Source organism: Gordonia caeni, from assembly GCF_039537105.1.
Lineage (GTDB): Bacteria > Actinomycetota > Actinomycetes > Mycobacteriales > Mycobacteriaceae > Gordonia > Gordonia caeni.
On sequence record NZ_BAAAZW010000016.1, the window covers coordinates 1 to 15,600 of the forward strand.

At 69.0% G+C, this 15,600-nt stretch carries 18 protein-coding genes and 1 tRNA gene; 8 read left to right on the forward strand and 11 right to left on the reverse strand.

What is annotated here, in order from left to right:
• Nucleotides 1-533: 533 nt before the first annotated feature.
• From ABD732_RS18090 to ABD732_RS18100, 3 genes are read right to left on the reverse strand one after another with little or no spacing between them, the layout of a single operon-like run.
• Nucleotides 534-1,778, reverse strand: coding sequence for a hypothetical protein (locus ABD732_RS18090; protein ID WP_344786114.1), 1,245 nt, complete (start codon nt 1,776-1,778; stop codon nt 534-536).
• Between the two features lie 55 nt (nt 1,779-1,833).
• Entirely contained in the window at nt 1,834-2,412 is a 579-nt protein-coding gene (locus ABD732_RS18095) for a TetR family transcriptional regulator (RefSeq protein WP_344786116.1), read from the reverse strand.
• A gap of 21 nt (nt 2,413-2,433) precedes the next feature.
• A complete protein-coding gene (locus tag ABD732_RS18100; RefSeq protein WP_344786118.1) occupies nt 2,434-2,748 on the reverse strand; it encodes an ArsR/SmtB family transcription factor in 315 nt (104 codons plus the stop codon).
• 146 nt (nt 2,749-2,894) lie between these two features.
• On the opposite strand from ABD732_RS18100, the gene ABD732_RS18105 reads away from it, so the two are divergent.
• Nucleotides 2,895-4,199, forward strand: a complete 1,305-nt coding sequence (locus tag ABD732_RS18105; RefSeq protein WP_344786120.1) for an MFS transporter — start codon at nt 2,895-2,897, stop codon at nt 4,197-4,199.
• On the opposite strand, the gene ABD732_RS18110 is transcribed toward ABD732_RS18105, so the two are convergent.
• A tRNA-Ala gene (locus ABD732_RS18110) sits at nt 4,191-4,263 on the reverse strand. The two genes, ABD732_RS18105 and ABD732_RS18110, sit on opposite strands and share 9 nt — an antisense overlap.
• A gap of 92 nt (nt 4,264-4,355) precedes the next feature.
• On the opposite strand from ABD732_RS18110, the gene ABD732_RS18115 reads away from it, so the two are divergent.
• On the forward strand, nt 4,356-5,090 hold the full coding sequence (locus tag ABD732_RS18115; RefSeq protein ID WP_344786122.1) for a hypothetical protein: 735 nt from the start codon (nt 4,356-4,358) through the stop codon (nt 5,088-5,090).
• 16 nt (nt 5,091-5,106) lie between these two features.
• Here ABD732_RS18115 and ABD732_RS18120 read toward each other — a convergent pair whose 3' ends face one another.
• Both ABD732_RS18120 and sepX read right to left on the reverse strand, forming a co-directional pair.
• The gene (locus ABD732_RS18120) at nt 5,107-5,283 is read right to left on the reverse strand and encodes a hypothetical protein (protein ID WP_344786124.1); all 177 of its coding nucleotides are present in this window, start codon (nt 5,281-5,283) and stop codon (nt 5,107-5,109) included.
• Between the two features lie 9 nt (nt 5,284-5,292).
• Nucleotides 5,293-6,333 (reverse strand): divisome protein SepX/GlpR, encoded by a 1,041-nt coding sequence (sepX, locus tag ABD732_RS18125; RefSeq protein WP_344786126.1) that lies wholly within the window; start codon nt 6,331-6,333, stop codon nt 5,293-5,295.
• Between the two features lie 126 nt (nt 6,334-6,459).
• Between sepX and ABD732_RS18130 the strand changes: the two genes are divergently transcribed.
• Together ABD732_RS18130 and ABD732_RS18135 are read left to right on the forward strand one after the other, a co-directional pair.
• Entirely contained in the window at nt 6,460-7,179 is a 720-nt protein-coding gene (locus ABD732_RS18130; RefSeq protein ID WP_344786128.1) for an ABC transporter ATP-binding protein, read from the forward strand.
• Nucleotides 7,176-7,946, forward strand: a complete 771-nt coding sequence (locus tag ABD732_RS18135) for an ABC transporter permease (RefSeq protein WP_344786131.1) — start codon at nt 7,176-7,178, stop codon at nt 7,944-7,946. Before ABD732_RS18130 ends, ABD732_RS18135 begins: the two co-directional genes overlap by 4 nt.
• 6 nt (nt 7,947-7,952) lie before the next feature.
• Here the strand turns inward: ABD732_RS18135 and ABD732_RS18140 are convergent, their stop codons facing one another.
• From ABD732_RS18140 to ABD732_RS18150, 3 genes are all read right to left on the reverse strand, one after another.
• Nucleotides 7,953-8,609: a GNAT family N-acetyltransferase gene (locus ABD732_RS18140; protein WP_344786134.1), complete on the reverse strand. Its 657-nt coding sequence runs from the start codon at nt 8,607-8,609 to the stop codon at nt 7,953-7,955.
• Nucleotides 8,610-8,624: 15 nt separating this feature from the next.
• Entirely contained in the window at nt 8,625-9,929 is a 1,305-nt protein-coding gene (glp, locus tag ABD732_RS18145; protein ID WP_344786136.1) for a molybdotransferase-like divisome protein Glp, read from the reverse strand.
• Nucleotides 9,930-10,022: 93 nt separating this feature from the next.
• Nucleotides 10,023-10,916 (reverse strand): UTP--glucose-1-phosphate uridylyltransferase, encoded by an 894-nt coding sequence (locus ABD732_RS18150; RefSeq protein ID WP_344786138.1) that lies wholly within the window; start codon nt 10,914-10,916, stop codon nt 10,023-10,025.
• 94 nt (nt 10,917-11,010) lie between these two features.
• Between ABD732_RS18150 and ABD732_RS18155 the strand changes: the two genes are divergently transcribed.
• Complete coding sequence (locus tag ABD732_RS18155; protein ID WP_344786140.1) at nt 11,011-11,616, forward strand: 5-formyltetrahydrofolate cyclo-ligase; 606 nt, start codon at nt 11,011-11,013, stop codon at nt 11,614-11,616.
• A gap of 20 nt (nt 11,617-11,636) precedes the next feature.
• On the opposite strand, the gene ABD732_RS18160 is transcribed toward ABD732_RS18155, so the two are convergent.
• Nucleotides 11,637-11,942, reverse strand: coding sequence for an FmdB family zinc ribbon protein (locus ABD732_RS18160; RefSeq protein WP_344786142.1), 306 nt, complete (start codon nt 11,940-11,942; stop codon nt 11,637-11,639).
• A 94-nt stretch (nt 11,943-12,036) separates the two neighbouring features.
• Complete coding sequence (gene nhaA / locus ABD732_RS18165) at nt 12,037-13,272, reverse strand: Na+/H+ antiporter NhaA (protein ID WP_344786144.1); 1,236 nt, start codon at nt 13,270-13,272, stop codon at nt 12,037-12,039.
• 89 nt (nt 13,273-13,361) lie between these two features.
• Between nhaA and ABD732_RS18170 the strand changes: the two genes are divergently transcribed.
• The 3 genes from ABD732_RS18170 (at nt 13,362) to ABD732_RS18180 (ending at nt 15,379) form a co-directional block, all read left to right on the forward strand.
• Nucleotides 13,362-14,006, forward strand: a complete 645-nt coding sequence (locus tag ABD732_RS18170) for an SAF domain-containing protein (RefSeq protein WP_344786146.1) — start codon at nt 13,362-13,364, stop codon at nt 14,004-14,006.
• A gap of 14 nt (nt 14,007-14,020) precedes the next feature.
• Complete coding sequence (gene mscL / locus ABD732_RS18175; RefSeq protein WP_344786148.1) at nt 14,021-14,578, forward strand: large conductance mechanosensitive channel protein MscL; 558 nt, start codon at nt 14,021-14,023, stop codon at nt 14,576-14,578.
• A 123-nt stretch (nt 14,579-14,701) separates the two neighbouring features.
• On the forward strand, nt 14,702-15,379 hold the full coding sequence (locus ABD732_RS18180; RefSeq protein ID WP_344786150.1) for a biliverdin-producing heme oxygenase: 678 nt from the start codon (nt 14,702-14,704) through the stop codon (nt 15,377-15,379).
• The last annotated feature ends 221 nt before the right edge of the window (nt 15,380-15,600 follow it).

Here is a 15,600-nt window from a genome sequence, read left to right on the forward strand (position 1 = left end):
TCAACTCCGCTCACCACCCCGACACCAAACAGGCGCCGGGGCGGTGAGCCATGCCTGGGCCGCGTTGCACAGGGACTGAACCTCGACCTGTCGTCGAGGCTCGGTTTCGGAGCCGAAGAATGAACGCCAGGGCACGAAGGTGAACGGCGCATGACACCGCTGTTTCGTGCTCGCGGATTCTGCGCGGCGGGCCACGCATAAGTAGCGGCAGAGGCTTCCATGCGAGTTCACGCAAGCAACGATGTGCCGGGCACCACCCCCTCCTCATCGTGTGATCCGAGCTGCTTCGGAGTGACGGAAATCGGTTGCCGTGTAACGCTTTTGGCACATCAACCGATGTGAACCCACCGATGAGAGGACAACTCATGTTCCCGGCTCTGACTCAGTTCTTCAACGACTTCACCGTCTTCGGCGGCGACCTGCTGCACATCGCCATCACCTTCGGCTTCGGCGGCTGATTTCAGCCCCCACCCCAGTCGGAGGAGACTCACGCCGCCGCCCAATGGGCAGGCGGCGTGAGTGTTTTGGTGGGTTCAGAGCAGTCGTCCGGCGGCGCCGTACAAGCCACCGCCGAAGGCCTTGGCGTCGGCCAGTTCCTGCGTCCAGAGTGGTTGGGCCGCACCGGGTTGCCAGGCGGCGACTCCCACGGTCGCCACTCGCTCGGAGTCGGCGCCCAGGACGCTTTCGCAGCCGATCGCACCGCCGTCGCCGGAGGCCGCCGCGAAAGCGAAGCAACGGCCGGCGCCGTCGTCCACCACCACCTGAGTACCCACCCCGGAAATCCGCACCGCGTCCGCATCAGTCTGGGCTACCTCGCGCTTCCACAGGTTTCGCTTCTGCGTCGGATCCACCCCGACCACGGTGACACCGTCTCGGCGCTTCTCCAGGATCACGGGAATCGGCGGCGCCGGCCCCCCGCCTCCGGGGGCCGCGGCGAGGCGCTGCCCGCCCTCCGCCGACACCGCGCCGGGCAGCGCTTCGCCTCCGGCGTCGAAGAACCGGATCTGCTGGCCGGGCCGTTCCAGTGCGAACCCTCCCGGGTACGCCTGGAATCGGACAGGCTGCCCCTTTTTGACGGCGATCTGCACCAGCTCACGTCCGTCGTCGGCGGCGAGCACCCGGCCGACGCCGTCGTCGCCGTCGCCGTCGCCCCGATCGAGGACGTACACCACCGCGGCTCCCGGCGACGCGACGAACTCCGTGCCCTGGGCCCGCCATTTCACGCTGCCATCGGGCCGATACAGGGCCGGGGCGGACTCCGCCGACCAAAGCAGGAAACCTTCGCCCACCGGATAACCGGAGACCGCTCCCGGGGTGGCCACACGCCCGGTCATCGCGCCGGCGGCCAGATCCACGAAGGCCACACCGGCCTCACTGCCGCACGCAGCGGCGGCACCCCGAACCAGACAGGTCAGTCCCTCGGCGGGGCCGTCGAGGCTGATCGTGCGCAGGTGTTCACCGGTGTCTGCGCGCAGGACCTCCAGCCTGCCGTCGCCGGGTTCCGCCGCCGAGGAGTAGAGCACTCGCTCGACATCACCGCCGACCGGCGCCCGAGTGCCGGCTCCCTCCGGAACGGTCCACCGCATGACCGGTCGGCGCGCGAGCGAGGGCAGCAGGTCGGTGACGGGAGAGATCTCCGAGGACGGCGCCGAATCCCGGTCCTGCGCCTCGCGGACCGCGGAGACCAGTCCGGACACCAGCAGTACGACCACCAGTACGGTCCCGACCAGAATGGCCCGCCCCCGCCACGTCGACGCCATCCTGCGCAGAAAGCTCACCCGGGCCACGGTACCGGTGGCGCCCAGCACTATTCGGCGTCTTAGGCCTGCCCGGTCAGCGGTACTGCTCGAATCCGGCGAACAGCGTGTCGCGGATACGCTCCCAATCGGCCGCGTAGTCCGGCACTTCGTCGGAGCGCAGCCATCGCAGTCGCAGACCGTCGACGACGGTGCCGAGCAGTTCCACCACCGCCGCCGGATTCCGCGGATAGTCGCGTTCGGCCAGCGCTACCGTCGCCGGGAACGGCCGCAGCCCGTACCGGCGCGCGAAGTAGTCGTGCGCGGGGTGCTCCGGATCGGCGAGCGCCCGCGTCTCTAGAGCGTCGAAGTTGCGGTTCTCAGCCGCTCGGGTCATCGACACGCGGACGACGGTGTCAGTCCACTGTCGCAGTGTCGCATCGGCAGGCATCGCCGCCTCGAAGGCGGCCAGCTCTTCGGCATCGCGCGCGGCGAGCACCTCCTCGAGGAGCACCTGCAAGCTGGAGAAGTGGTGCAGCAGTCCGGGCGCACTCATCCCGCACCACCGCGCCACCGACCGCAAGCTGAGCCCCTCGGCGCCCTGCGTCGCGATCATCTCGCGGGTGCGCCGAAGGATCTCGGAGCGTCGTACTTCGGGTGTCAGCCGACGTGCCATGGACTCTCCTCTCCCTTGGGGTCAGGTGCCGTCACGGCCGATGAGGTCGAGCAGTCCCGGGAAACGTGCGTCGAGGTCGCGCCGGCGCAGAGTGACTTCGCTGCGGTTGCCTCGATCCACCTGGTGTACCAGCCCGGCCTCGCGCAGCACTTTGAAGTGATGGCTGCGCGTGGACTTCGACAGCTCCAGACCGAAACTCGTGCAGGAGCGCTCGCTCCCGTCCGCGTCGTTGACCAAGTCACGGATGACTCGCCGGCGATGCGGATCGGCCAGTGCCGACAGCACCGCACCGAGCTCGATCTCGTCCGGCTCGAGACAATCGGCTTCGCCCGCCATCGCCGCCCTCCATCTCCGCGCAGCACTCCAAGGTTCGACTTGCATCGTACCTCACACACCTGCAACGCTAGGTTCGCCTTTAATCGAACCTTAGCCTTGTATCGAACCAAGGAGTGTCCATGTCCCGCACCAGACCGCTGCTGGCGGTGATCCTGCTCGCCCAGTTCGTCATTCCGTTGTCCATCTCCGGTACCGCCGTCGCGCTCCCCGCGATCGCTGGCGATCTGGGCTCGAGTCCGACGCCGTTGCAGTGGGTGGTCAACGGCTTCAACGTCTCCTTCGCGATCTGCACGATCGTCTGGGGTGTCTTCTCCGACCGGATCGGCTACACACGCTCGTTCCGCATCGGCATCGCCATCGCTGCGACCGGGGCCATCGTCAGCGCGTTCGCGCCCAGCATCGGCGTACTCGACGCGGGTCGGGTCATCGCCGGGATCGGGTCGGCCGCGGTGCTCACGGGCGCGGCTCCGATCCTCAGCCACCTGTTCACCGGCAAGGCCAAGGCTCAGGCTTTCGCGCTGTTCGGCATGATCAACGGCCTCGGCCTCGCCGCGGGACCAGCCTTGTCGGGACTGCTTCTATCCGTTTGGGGATGGCGGGGCATCTTCGCTGCACACGCGATCGTGCTGCTCGTTGCCCTGGTCGGGACTGCACGCCTGCCCCAGTTCGGCCGGGCCGGAACCTCGCTGCGAGAGATTCTGGACTTTTCCGCTTTGAAGGCCCCGAAGTTCGTCGCCATGACGCTCGTGCCGGTGGCCGGGGCGATCGGCTTCGTCACGTTCCTGACCTATCTGCCCAGCGCGCTCGGCGCGATCCACGGCCTCACCGCCGGGATCATCGGCGCCCTCATGCTCGCGATGACGATCCCCGTGCTCATCGCCCCTGTTGCCGTCCATCGCGTCATGGACCGCGGCCGGGTCACCCCGACCGCCGTCGTCGCCGCTTCGTTCGCGTGCCTGATCGTGGGCGGCATCGGCGTGTTCCTGTTGCTGCGACCAGACCTGCCGATCGCGCTCGGCATCGCTCCGATGATCCTGCTCGGCCTGGGCTTCGGGCTGCCACTCGGATTCGTCGACGCCGAAGCGCTGGCCGCGGTGCCCGCCGAACGTGCCGGAGCCGCGTCGGGCGTCATCAACCTGTTCCGCATCGGCTCCGAGGCAGTGTTCGTCGCCGCCTACGCCGCGACGCTGACCGCCGTCATCACCACGACCCTCCCCGGCGCCACCGGCGAACTGGTCGCCTCCGGCGGTCCAGGCGAACCGTGGATCTACCGCAACGGCCTCATGGCCGCCTCGGGAGCCATGATCGGGCTCGTCGTCCTCGCCGGCATCGCCTTCGTCGCCCTCAGCCGCGCCGACGGCCTCAAGGCCGCCGCCGACGGAGAGGTCGAAGCAGCTCCGAACAGCAAGAAACCCGCAGATCGTCGACCTGCGGGTTCTCGGTGGAGCTAGGGAGAATCGAACTCCCGACCTACTCGATGCGAACGAGTCGCGCTACCAACTGCGCCATAGCCCCGGGTGTCACCGTCGGTGAACCGGAGACCAGTGTAACAGCGCTTCCGGGCCGCGTCCGCTGTGGCCCGGGCGCGGGGCTGTAGCGTCGACGCCATGGGTATCACCGATGCACAGATCGCCGCGATTCTGGACCGCACGGCCGCGATCTCCGACCCGATCCTCGACATTCTGGCGCACACCGATCCCTTCGATCTGAAGCCGCGGACCTTCGGGCGCAGCTGGTGGGAACTGATCCCGACGTCGCTGGGTGATCTGACCGCCACCGCCATGAACGTCGCGGACTGGCCGGGTACCGCCGGCTGGGAGAAGCTGAGCATGAACGAACGGGCGGACTGGTGGGTGAGCCGGATCGGCGCACTCAACACGGTGGCCGTGGCCTTCCCCGGCATGTTCGGCCCTTGGGCCAAGGCGCTGCCGGTCGGCGCATTCCTGGGCGCGGCCAGTCAGGCGCTGATGGTGATGGCGGTCGGCCGCGAGTACGGCGTCGTCGACCGCGACGACCAGATCGCGATGCTGGGTGCGGTCATCTTCGACCGGGAGGTGTCCGGCGCCGACGCCCGCCACACCGAGCCCCGGAAGTTTCCGCAATCCGGCACCGAACTGGCCAAGGCGGTGGCGAAAGGACTGTGGGACATCGGCACCGGCCTGCGGAACGTGGAGAAGGCTCTCGGCGCACGGCCGACGTCGCCCTCATTGATCGGGCACCTGACGTGGCTGCCGCTGGTCGGCGCACCGGCCACCTACCTTGGGGAGCGCATAGCGCTGTGCCGGGCCGTGGAGGCCAGCCGCCGATGGATCATCGACCACCGCGAGGCGATCGAAGCGTAAGAACCCGGGGCGGGTTCTAGTCTTCGTCCTCGGCATCGGCCGCGGCGTTGCGCTCAGCGGCGATCTCGAGGGCACGCCGGGCCGACGCCTCGTCCGGGTACGGGCCCATCCTGTCGAGGGCGTGCGCGACCTTGCCCTTGGTCACCTCACCGGTGGTGACGTTGTAGTACCAGTCGCCAGTCGTTGCGCTCATGCCCCTACCTTAGACGGCGTGCCGGTACTCGGAGTCAACGGGCTCAGCTCCTGCCGCGTAGCCGAAATCGTAGGTCGGCAGGTGGTCGAAGGCTGGATCCTCATCATCGAGTTCCAGGACGATCATGCCGCCCGGACGGCGCCGTGCGGGCGCCCCCGGCCGCACCGGAACGGCTTCCTCCTGCTCGCGGCGCAGACGATCGTCTTCGACGGCATGGCGGCGCAGGCGGGCCGCGCGCTGGGCGCGGTGCTGCTGTTCGGCGATCGCGGTGCGCCGCAGGAAGAACAGGTACAGCCCGGACAGGACCACCATCACCGCGGTGGCCAGAAATCCGTAGGGCTGCCAGTAGAAGCAGCTGACGACCGCGAGCAGCGTTGCCACGGTCAGACCGGCGACCATCCGCTGGCGTTCGCGGTACCGGCGCGCGTCGCGCTCGGCGATGGCGTCCGGGGTGAACGCCCGCCCGCGCAGCTCGCGGGCCTTCGGCGCGGCCGGCTTGGACTCCTCGAGCTCGTCTAGATCGTCGACCTCGTCATCGAGCTCATCGACCTCGTGCTCGTCGGCCTCGTCATCGGCATCGAGGTCGTCGTCGGCCTCACCCTCGAGTTCTTCGTCGGGTTCCTCGAGGTCGGGTTCCTCGAGGTCGGCTTCTGCTTCGGCGTCCTCACCCTCGAAGTCATCGTCGAGGTCGACGGCCTCCGCATCGATGATGTCGTCGGCGTCGACTGCCTCGATCACATCGGTCACCTCGGTGGGGTCCTCGGCGGCGTCGGCTGGCACGGCGGTCGGTTCCACGGCGGTCTCCTCGATGACGGGCCGCTGCAGGGCGGCCTCGGTACGAGCGCGTTTGCGCACGTAGTCGGGATTGCTCGGATGGCGACCGGCGGCGCGACGGCGCACTGCGGCCCGCTCGCCTCCCCGGTGCAGCAGTCGGGTGTTGGCCGCGGCCTCGGTGGTCTTGCGGACCTCCGGTCGGCCGCGCAGCACCATCGGCAGCAGGATGAACAGCCACGCCACGATCAGGAAGATCCACAACACTGACGAATTCACGATGGGACCTCCACTTTCTCTCCGGCACACTGACACTCGACCACTGTCAAAACTAAGTCCCGGCGCGGTCGCGGCGCCTCAGGCGCGCCGCGCACCCAGCGAATTCTCAGCCGCTACCGTGGAGAGATGGAGCCCGACGCCGTCGTCTGCCGAGGAGTGACCGTCCAGCGCGGTCGCCGTCTCGCCTTGAACGACGTGGACGCCGACGTCGCGCGCGGGTCCATCACCGGCCTGCTGGGACCGTCCGGCTGTGGGAAGTCGACGCTGATGCGGGCCGTGGTCGGCTCGCAGAAGAACGTGCGGGGCACGGTGACGGTACTCGGCGAGCCCGCCGGCACCGCCGCACTGCGGTCGCGGGTGGGTTACGTGACCCAGTCGGCGTCGGTCTACCGCGATTTGACCGTCCGCGAGAACGTCACCTACTTCGCGCGGCTGACCGGCGCCACCGGCGACGTCGCCGAAGCGCTGGCGGCCGTCGACCTCGGCGAGGTGGCACACCAGCGCGTCAAGGACCTCTCCGGCGGCCAGGTGCGGCGCGTCTCCATCGCCAGCGCACTGGTCGGTCGGCCCGAACTGCTGATCCTGGACGAACCCACCGTCGGACTCGACCCGGTACTGCGTGCGGACCTGTGGCGCCGCTTCCGCCGGCTCGCCGACGACGGCACCACCCTGCTGGTCTCCAGCCACGTGCTCGACGAGGCCGACCACTGCGACAGCCTGATTCTGCTGCGCGAAGGCACCCTGCTGGCCACCACCACCGCGGCCGAGATGCGTTCGCGCACAGGGCAGACCAGCCTGGACGCCGCTTTCCTGGACCTGATCACCGGCACGGAGGCCACACCATGACCCTGGCCACCTCACCACTCGGCACCACCGGCGCCACTACGCTGCGCGTCCTGCAACAACTGCGCGCCGATCCGCGCACGGTGGTGATGCTGCTGGCCATCCCGGCGGTCCTGCTGACGCTGCTGTACTACATGTTCTCGGAGGTCCCGCGTGTGCCGGGGCAGCCGGCCCCGTTCGATCGCGTGGCCACTGCGATTCTGGGGATTCTCCCCTTCGTCGCCATGTTCCTGGTGACGTCGATCGCCATGCTCCGCGAGCGCAGTACGGGCACCCTGGAGCGCATTCTGTCCACGCCGATCAGCAAGGGTGCGCTGATGGGCGGCTACACCGTCGCCTTCGCGCTGTTCGCTGCCGTCCAGGCGGCGATCGCGTGCGGGCTGGCCTTCGGTCCGTTCGGTCTCACCGTCGCCGGGTCGCGCGGGGCCGTGATCGGGGTCTGCGTCCTGATCGGCGTCCTGGGCGTCGCGCTGGGGCTGCTGTGCAGCGCCTTCGCGCAGACCGAGTTCCAGGCCATGCAATTCATGCCCGCGATCGTCTTTCCGCAGTTGTTCGTGTGCGGGCTGTTCGTGCCCCGCGCGGATCTGCCGACCTGGATGCAGTACCTGTCCGACGTGATGCCGCTGACGTTCGCGGTGCAGGCCCTCGAACAGCTCCGCGACCAATCCCAGCCCACCGGGCTGCTCTGGCGCGACATCGCGATTCTCGCCGGATTCACCGTCGCCGCACTCGCTCTCGGCGCCGCCACTCTGCGCAGACGCACAGACTGACCGGTCTCAGACCGCTTGTGCGCGGCCGTTGCGGATCAAGGTGTCGACGGCGGTGTCGACCACCTCTTCGACGGTGAGGCCCATCAGCAGGTGGTCGCGCCAGCGGCCGTTGACGTCCATGTAGCGCTTGAGCAGGCCTTCTTCCCGGAATCCGACGTGGGTGAGCACCGCCTGGGAGGCACCGTTGCCCGGCTGCACCGTGGCTTCGAGGCGGTGCAGCCCCACCGGGCCGAAGCAGTGGTCGACGCCGAGCGCCGCCGCCGCTGTCGCCACTCCTTTGCCGCTGACCCCGTGGTCCACCCAGTACCCGATCCAGGCGCTGCGGACCGCACCGCGCTGGATGTTGCCGACGGTGAGCTGACCGGCGTAGCGGCCGTCCACCTCGATCACGAACGGGAGCACGTTCCCGCGCTTGGCCTCGGCTTTGAGCACCGAATACAACGGCCCCCACGTGCTGCTCTGATGACGTCGTTCCCAGGAGCCGATGCCGGTCGGCTCCCACGGCAGCAGCTGGTTCTGATTGCTGATGCGCAGTCGGCTCCACTCCTTGCCGTCACGCATCCGGATGGGCCGCAACGTCACCACACCCGCGGCGACCCGCAGCGGCCCGAGGGTCGCCGGCCAGCCCGGATGGTGCGGGGAGTCGACCAACCATCTCAGCATGAGGGGAGTCTAGAGTCAGCCGCGCTGCGCCAGGAACATAACTTCGACCCTGTCCCCGGTCTCCAGTTCTTCGACGTCCTCGTCGACGACGATGAGGCAGTTCGCCTCTGCCAGCTCAGCGAGTAGATGCGAAGTGCCCGTGGGTGATTCGCCGATCACCTGGACGAGGTAGTCGCCCGAACGCTCGTCGCGCATCAGCTGGCCGCGCAGGTATCCGGTTCGACCGGTCACCGAGGCGATCGGACCGATGGTGCGCGCGGTGACGGTGCGCCGCATGGGCTGACGCTTCCCGAGCGCGATCCGGATCAGCGGCCGCACCATCACCTCGAAGGTGACCAGTGCGCTCACCGGGTTCGCGGGCAGCCAGAAGGTGGGGATCTCGTCGCGGCCGAGCCGGCCGAAGCCCTGCACCGAGCCGGGATGCATGGCGATCCGATCGATCTCCAGATCCCCCAGGTCCGCCAGGGCTTCGGTGACCTCGCGGGACACCTCGCCGCCCACCGAGCCGCAGATCACCACGATCTCCGAGCGGATCACCTGCGCTTCGACCACCTCGCGCAGTCGCTCTTTGTCCCGCACGGCGACGCCGACGCGGTGCACATCGGCACCGGCGTCGCGGGCCGCGGCTGCCAGCGCGTAGCTGTTGACGTCGTAGACCTGACCGGGGCCGGGCTCTCGATCGATGTCGACCAGTTCGTCGCCGACGGCGATCACCGCCACGCGCGGCCGCGGATGCACCAGGACCCGGGAACGGCCGACGGCCGCCAGCAGGCCCACCTGCGCCGGGCCGATCACCGCGCCCTCGCGGACCGCGACGTCACCGGGCATCACGTCGTCACCGAGCCGCCGGACGTAATCACCGCTGTCCACGCCGTGCCCGATCATGACGCGCTGGTCGCCGCCGTCGGTCCAGCGCAGCGGGACCACTGCGTCGGCGAGCGTGGGCATCGGGGCGCCGGTCTGCACGCGCAGCGCCTGACCCGGCTGCAGCCGGACCGGGGTGCGCGAGCCGGCGGCCACCTCCCCGACCACCGGCAGATGCACCACCAGGTCGTCGCTGCCGTCGGGGCGGCTCACTTCGATTCCGCCCGAGTCGATCTCGTCGAGGTCGTCGGGGGCGATGGTGCCCGCCAGGGCCACGTCCACCGCGCGCACCGCGTAGCCGTCCACGGCCACCTGATCGAATCCAGGCAGCGGCGCCGCGGTGACCACTTCCTCCGCGCACAGCAGCCCCTGCGCTTCGGAGATGGCCACCTGGACCGGTCGCGGGGCCACCACGGAGGCGGCCACCAGGCTCAACTGGTCCTGCACCGAGCGCATGTTCTCTCCTCACCGCCGGGAACCCGGCGTCTGCCACGTGCTGGAGACGAGGTTAGTCAAGCCATGCCGCGCGGGCTGGCAGGCGCGCGGCAGCTATTGCGACAGGCGCCACTGCAGCCAGTTGCGGAGTTCCGGGCCGTAGTCGTCGCGGTCGAGGGCGAAGTCGACGGCCGCCTTGAGGTATCCGCCCGGGTTGCCCAGGTCGTGCCGCGTGCCGTGGTGGACCACCACGTGCACCGGTTCGCCCTGCTCGATCAGCAGCGCGATCGCATCGGTCACCTGCAGTTCACCGCCGGCGCCGGGCGTGATCTCCCGCAGCGCATCGAAGATCCGCCGGTCCAGGATGTAGCGGCCCGCGGCGGCCAGGTTGCTCGGTGCGTCGGCGACCGACGGCTTCTCCACCATGCCCTTGACCCGCTTGACGCTCGGGTCGTCGGGATCGGCGTCGTCGACCTCGAAGACGCCGTAGGCGCTGATCGAGTCGTCGCCGACCTCGATGGCGCAGAGCACGCTGCCGCCGTACCGGGCGCGGGCGGCGGCCATCTTGCTGAGCACGCCGCCGGGCAGGACCAGGTCGTCGGGCAGCAGGACGGCGATGGCGTCCTCATCGTCGTCGAGGTCGGCCTCCACGCATCCGATCGCATGGCCCAGCCCCAGCGGCTTGTCCTGGATCACCGACGCCACCTCCAGCAGCGACGGCGCGTTGCGCACCTTCGCCAGCATGGCCTCCTTGCCGCGCGAGGAGAGTGTGTGCTCGAGCACCAGGTCTTCGACGAAGTGGGCGACGACGCCGTCCTTACCCGGTGAGGTGATCACCAGCAAGCGTTCGGCTCCCGCCGACTTGGCTTCCTCCGCCACGAGCTCGATACCCGGGGTATCGACGACGGGAAGCAATTCTTTGGGGACCGTCTTGGTCGCCGGCAGGAACCGCGTTCCCAGTCCGGCCGCGGGCACCACCGCTGTGCGCGGGATCTTCGACTGCGACATGAGGCCACCTTACTGAGCGATGCTGGCAAGATCGGACGCGAGTCCTGGCGGAAACCTGTACGCCGCCGCGGCCGGCGAACGAAGGGTGCACGAGATGACCGACGACCCCCGGACGACCGACAAGGCCCAGCTGCGGGCCCGGCTGCTCGCCGCGCGCGACGCGATGAGCCCGTTCATCCTGTCGCAGGCGATCGGCGAGCTGGCGGTGTGGATGTACTCGCTGCCCGTCGAGATCGGCGAGGGCGACACGGTGGCCGCGTACGTGGCCACCCGGCGCGAGCCCGGCGGCACGGCGATGCTCGACGCCCTGGTGGACCGCGGCGTGCGGGTGCTGCTGCCGATCGTCCCCGAGGGGCCGCCGCAGCGACTGCAGTGGGGCGTCTACTGCGGCGAGCGCTCACTGGAAGAGGGGCGCTGGAATCTGCTGGAGCCCCAGGGAATCCGGCTCGACCCGGACACTCTGGTGCAAGCCGCGCTGATCCTGGTGCCCGCGGTGGCGGTCGATCGCCGCGGCGTCCGACTCGGACGCGGCGCCGGCTACTACGACCGCACTCTGGAGGGCATCCCCGGGCAGGTGGTCGCCGTCGTGCACGACGGCGAGGTGGTCGACCACGATCTCCCCGAAGAGCCGACCGACGTCCGCGTGCAGTGGATTCTCACGCCCTCCGGCGGCTTCGAACCGGTCCGGGACGACACATAAGTCACCGGACGGGACTCTGCTCAGGACGCGGCGGCCGCCGACGTCGACGACTTCGACGACCCGGACGAAGACGCACCAGACGTCGAGGAGCTGTCACTCTTGCTCGAGGAGTCCGCGCCGCTCTTGCTCTCGCCGGAGGCGACCGAACCCTTGCGGGAGTCGGTGCGGTAGAAGCCGCTGCCCTTGAACACCACGCCGACGGAGTTGAAGAGTTTGCGCAGCTTGCCCGAGCACTCGGGGCACGTGGTCAGGGCATCGTCGGAGAACGACTGCTGGATGTCGAACTTGTTGTCGCAGTCGGTGCACGCGTAGCTGTAAGTGGGCACTGTTTCCTCCGGAATCCGAATGACTGTCGATCAGTGTAACCGCTCTTGGCACTCACTCATTCCGAGTGCCAGCGCAGGCGTCGGCGTGACGGCCTCATTCGATCAGCCGGGTGTCCCGATCGGGGACGCCGTCGCGGTTCATGTCAGGCAGTCGTGGGTGCTTGGCGTTCCACCGCAGCAGCACGCCGCCGAGCAGGGCCGCTGCCAGCGAACCGGCCAGAATGCCGACCTTGGCCGCCGCGGTGTGCGTCTGTGCCCCCGGGCCGGTGAACGACAGCTCGGCGATCAGCAGAGCGACGGTGAACCCGATGCCGCACAGGAAGCCCACCGGCAGCAGGTCGCGCAGACCGATGGCGTCGGGTAGCCGCAGCGGCGTGAGTCGGGTGACCAGCCAAGTGGTCCCGAGGACGCCGACCACCTTCCCGGCCACCAGGCCGACGAAGACGCCGATACTGACCGGCTCCACCAGGTTACCGACCCCGACGACGGTGACCCCGGCCGCGGCGAACGCGAACAGCGGCAGCGCCAGCCCCGACGACCACGGCGTCAGCGCCCGGCTGCCGGTGATGGTCCGCGGCAGGATCTCACGGTGCATCGCCACCGCGGGGACGGTGAAGCCCAGGAGCACCCCGGCCACCGTGGCGTGCACACCGGAAGCGTGGACGAAGACCCACGCCACCAGCGCGATCGGCAGGAGCAGCCACCACCGGACCGTCGTACGGCGCACCAGCACCCCGAACACGGCGATGACGACCAGCCCGACCGCCAGCATCGGCAGGTCGATGGACTCGGTGTAGACGGTGGCGATCACGACGATGGCGAGCAGATCGTCCACCACGGCCAGAGTCATCAAGAACACCCGCAGCGCGATCGGCAGACCGCGGCCGAAGATAGCGAGTACCGCCAGGGCGAAGGCGATGTCGGTCGCCGACGGGATGGCCCAGCCGTGCAAGGCGTCCGGCGCACCGGTACCGACGATCACCAGGTAGACGAGCGCCGGCACCGCCATCCCGCCGACGGCTGCGGCGACCGGCACCCCGGCGCGGCGCGGATTACGCAGACTTCCGGCGACGAACTCGTGCTTGAGCTCCATCCCCACCACGAAGAAGAAGATCGCCAGCAGTCCGTCGGCGGCCCATTGCGCTAGGGACAGGTTCAGGTGCAGCGCCGACGGCCCCACCTCGATCGCAAGCAGCGACTGATAACTCTCCCGCCACGGCGAATTGGCCCAGATCAGCGCGACGACAGCCGCCGTCATCAGCAGCAGGCCACCGCTGATGTCACGGGCGATCCAGCCCTTGAATCGACTGCGGAGAAGGCGCGATTCCATATGCACCATCATGTGGAAATACTGCACCGTCGCGCAAACTCTGTGAATTGACCCACCCCCGTCGGCTCGGGCGGTCGTACGGTCGCCCCATGAATCTCGCCGCGCTGCAACCGGCCGCTCTGCGCGAACGCCTGCCTGGCCAGGGCCGGTTGCGCACAACCACCATCCGACGGGCCCTGGCGGTGGCGCTGCTGGCCACCGCGGCGATCCTGCTGCTTGCCGGGCGCGAGGCGCAGCGCTACGACCTAGTGGTGGTCGCCGCACACGATCTGCGACCCGGGGCCGTGCTGACCGACGCCGATGTGCGGCTGACACGACTACCCGCCCGCACCGATCTGTCGGGACTGCTCAACGACCCGCACACTGTGGTGGGTAGCCGCCTGACAAGCGCGGTAGGAGCCGGCGAGGCATTAACACCGTCGCGCTTGCTGTCGTCGCGGCTGCCCGAGGCACTGACCGGTCAGCCGACGGCCCGGCTGGTGCCGGTACGTCCCGCCGATCCGGCGGTGGCCGGTCTGCTGCGCGCCGGCGATGTGGTCGACGTGATCGACGAGCAGGGGCGCGTGCTGGCCGCCGACACAGTGGTCGCCGTTCCCGCCGCCCCGACCCGAACGGGAGCCGGTCCCGCCGACACGGGCGGCGCGTCGCCCGTGCTGCTGGCCGTGCGCGAAGAACCTGCCCGCCGCGTCGCGGCGTCGGGCCTGGCGAATGCACTGACCCTGGTACTTCACTGAGGTAAACTCAGCCCGTGCTCAAGGGATTCAAGGAATTCATCCTGCGCGGCAACGTCGTCGAGTTGGCCACCGCCGTCATCATCGGCGCCGCCTTCACAGCGATCGTCACCGCATTCACCGACTACATCATCGGCCCGCTGCTGGCCGCCATTCCGACCGGAGACGGCTGTGGTCAGACCATGGCGACCGGCGACGGCGCGACCCAGGAAGCGGCCGTCCAAGTCTGTGGCCTGACCTACCAGCTCCGCGACTCGGTGCCGGCGACCACGCTGGACTTCGGCGCCGTGATCGCTGCTGCGATCAACTTCCTGATCGTCGCCGCGGTGGTCTACTTCCTGATCATCGTCCCGTACAACAAGCTCAATGAGCTCGCTGCGCTGCGTCGCGGTGCGTCTTCGGAAGAAGAGGCCGCCGAGACCGAGGTCGGTCTGCTGACCGAGATCCGCGACCTGCTGACCACCCGTGGTGTTCCGGCCGCTGCCGCACCGACCGCGCCGACGCCCGGCGATCTACCGACCCCGAATCCGGGGCCCGGCGGTTTCCCACCGGACGGACCGCGCCACTCTCGCTGACTGAATTCCATGCGAAGGCGTCGCCGGTGCCGAGGGGTACCGGCGACGTCTTGGTCTTTGCCGGGTTAATCTGGCAGTCGACGATGCACCGCATCGACGCGCACTACCCGAGGAGCAAGAAACATGACGACCACCCCCCTGGAGCCTGCCGACCTCGCCGAGGCGACGCTGTCGGTAGCTATGAAGCAGGGTTCGGCTGTCGAGCACGACGAGGCTGAGCACTCGGAGTTCATGGACGAGCTACTCGGCGGCCGCGTGAACGAGGCCGGTTACGTCGCCTACCTGCGCGCCCTGCGTCCCGTCTACGCCACTCTGGAAACCCTCGGCCGCGAACTGACCGGCGATTCCATCGCCGCACCGGTGCTCGACCCCGGTCTGGAGCGGCTCGCCGCCATCGATGCCGACCTGGATTACTGGGCTCCCGGAGAGACCCACGAGACCGACTCGATCGCCGCAGTCGCCTACGCCGCCGCCATCGCGTCGTCGGCCTCCTGGGGCGGCCTCTACCTGGCGCACCACTACACCCGCTACCTCGGTGACCTGTCGGGCGGGCAGGCCGTCGGCAAGCTGCTGGACCGCAGCTTCGACCTTGGCGGCGAAGGCCTGATGTTCTACGACTTCGCCGAAATCGGCAAGAACAAGCCGTACAAGGACGTCTACCGGCAGAAGTTGGACGCCATCGGCGCCGAGCTGTCCGCCGAGGATCGTCTTCGCGTGGTCGACGAGGTTCGCCACGCCTTCCGCCTCAACCAGGAACTGTTCGCCGAGCTCGGCCAGAACCTGGACCAGTACCGCCGCTGACCCCAACCCCGCCGCCCGAGCCCAACCTCGCCGTCTGAGCCCAACCCCGCCGTCTGAGCCGTGCGACGAAGGAACCCGAGTCGAAGACACCGGCATCCGCTCCAAACCGCCGTCTGAGCCGGGCGACGAAGGAACCCGAGTCGAAGACACCCGCACACCACCGCAAAAAACCAGCCTTCGACACGCCCCTCACTCCGTTCGCGACGGCTCAGGCAGCAAAC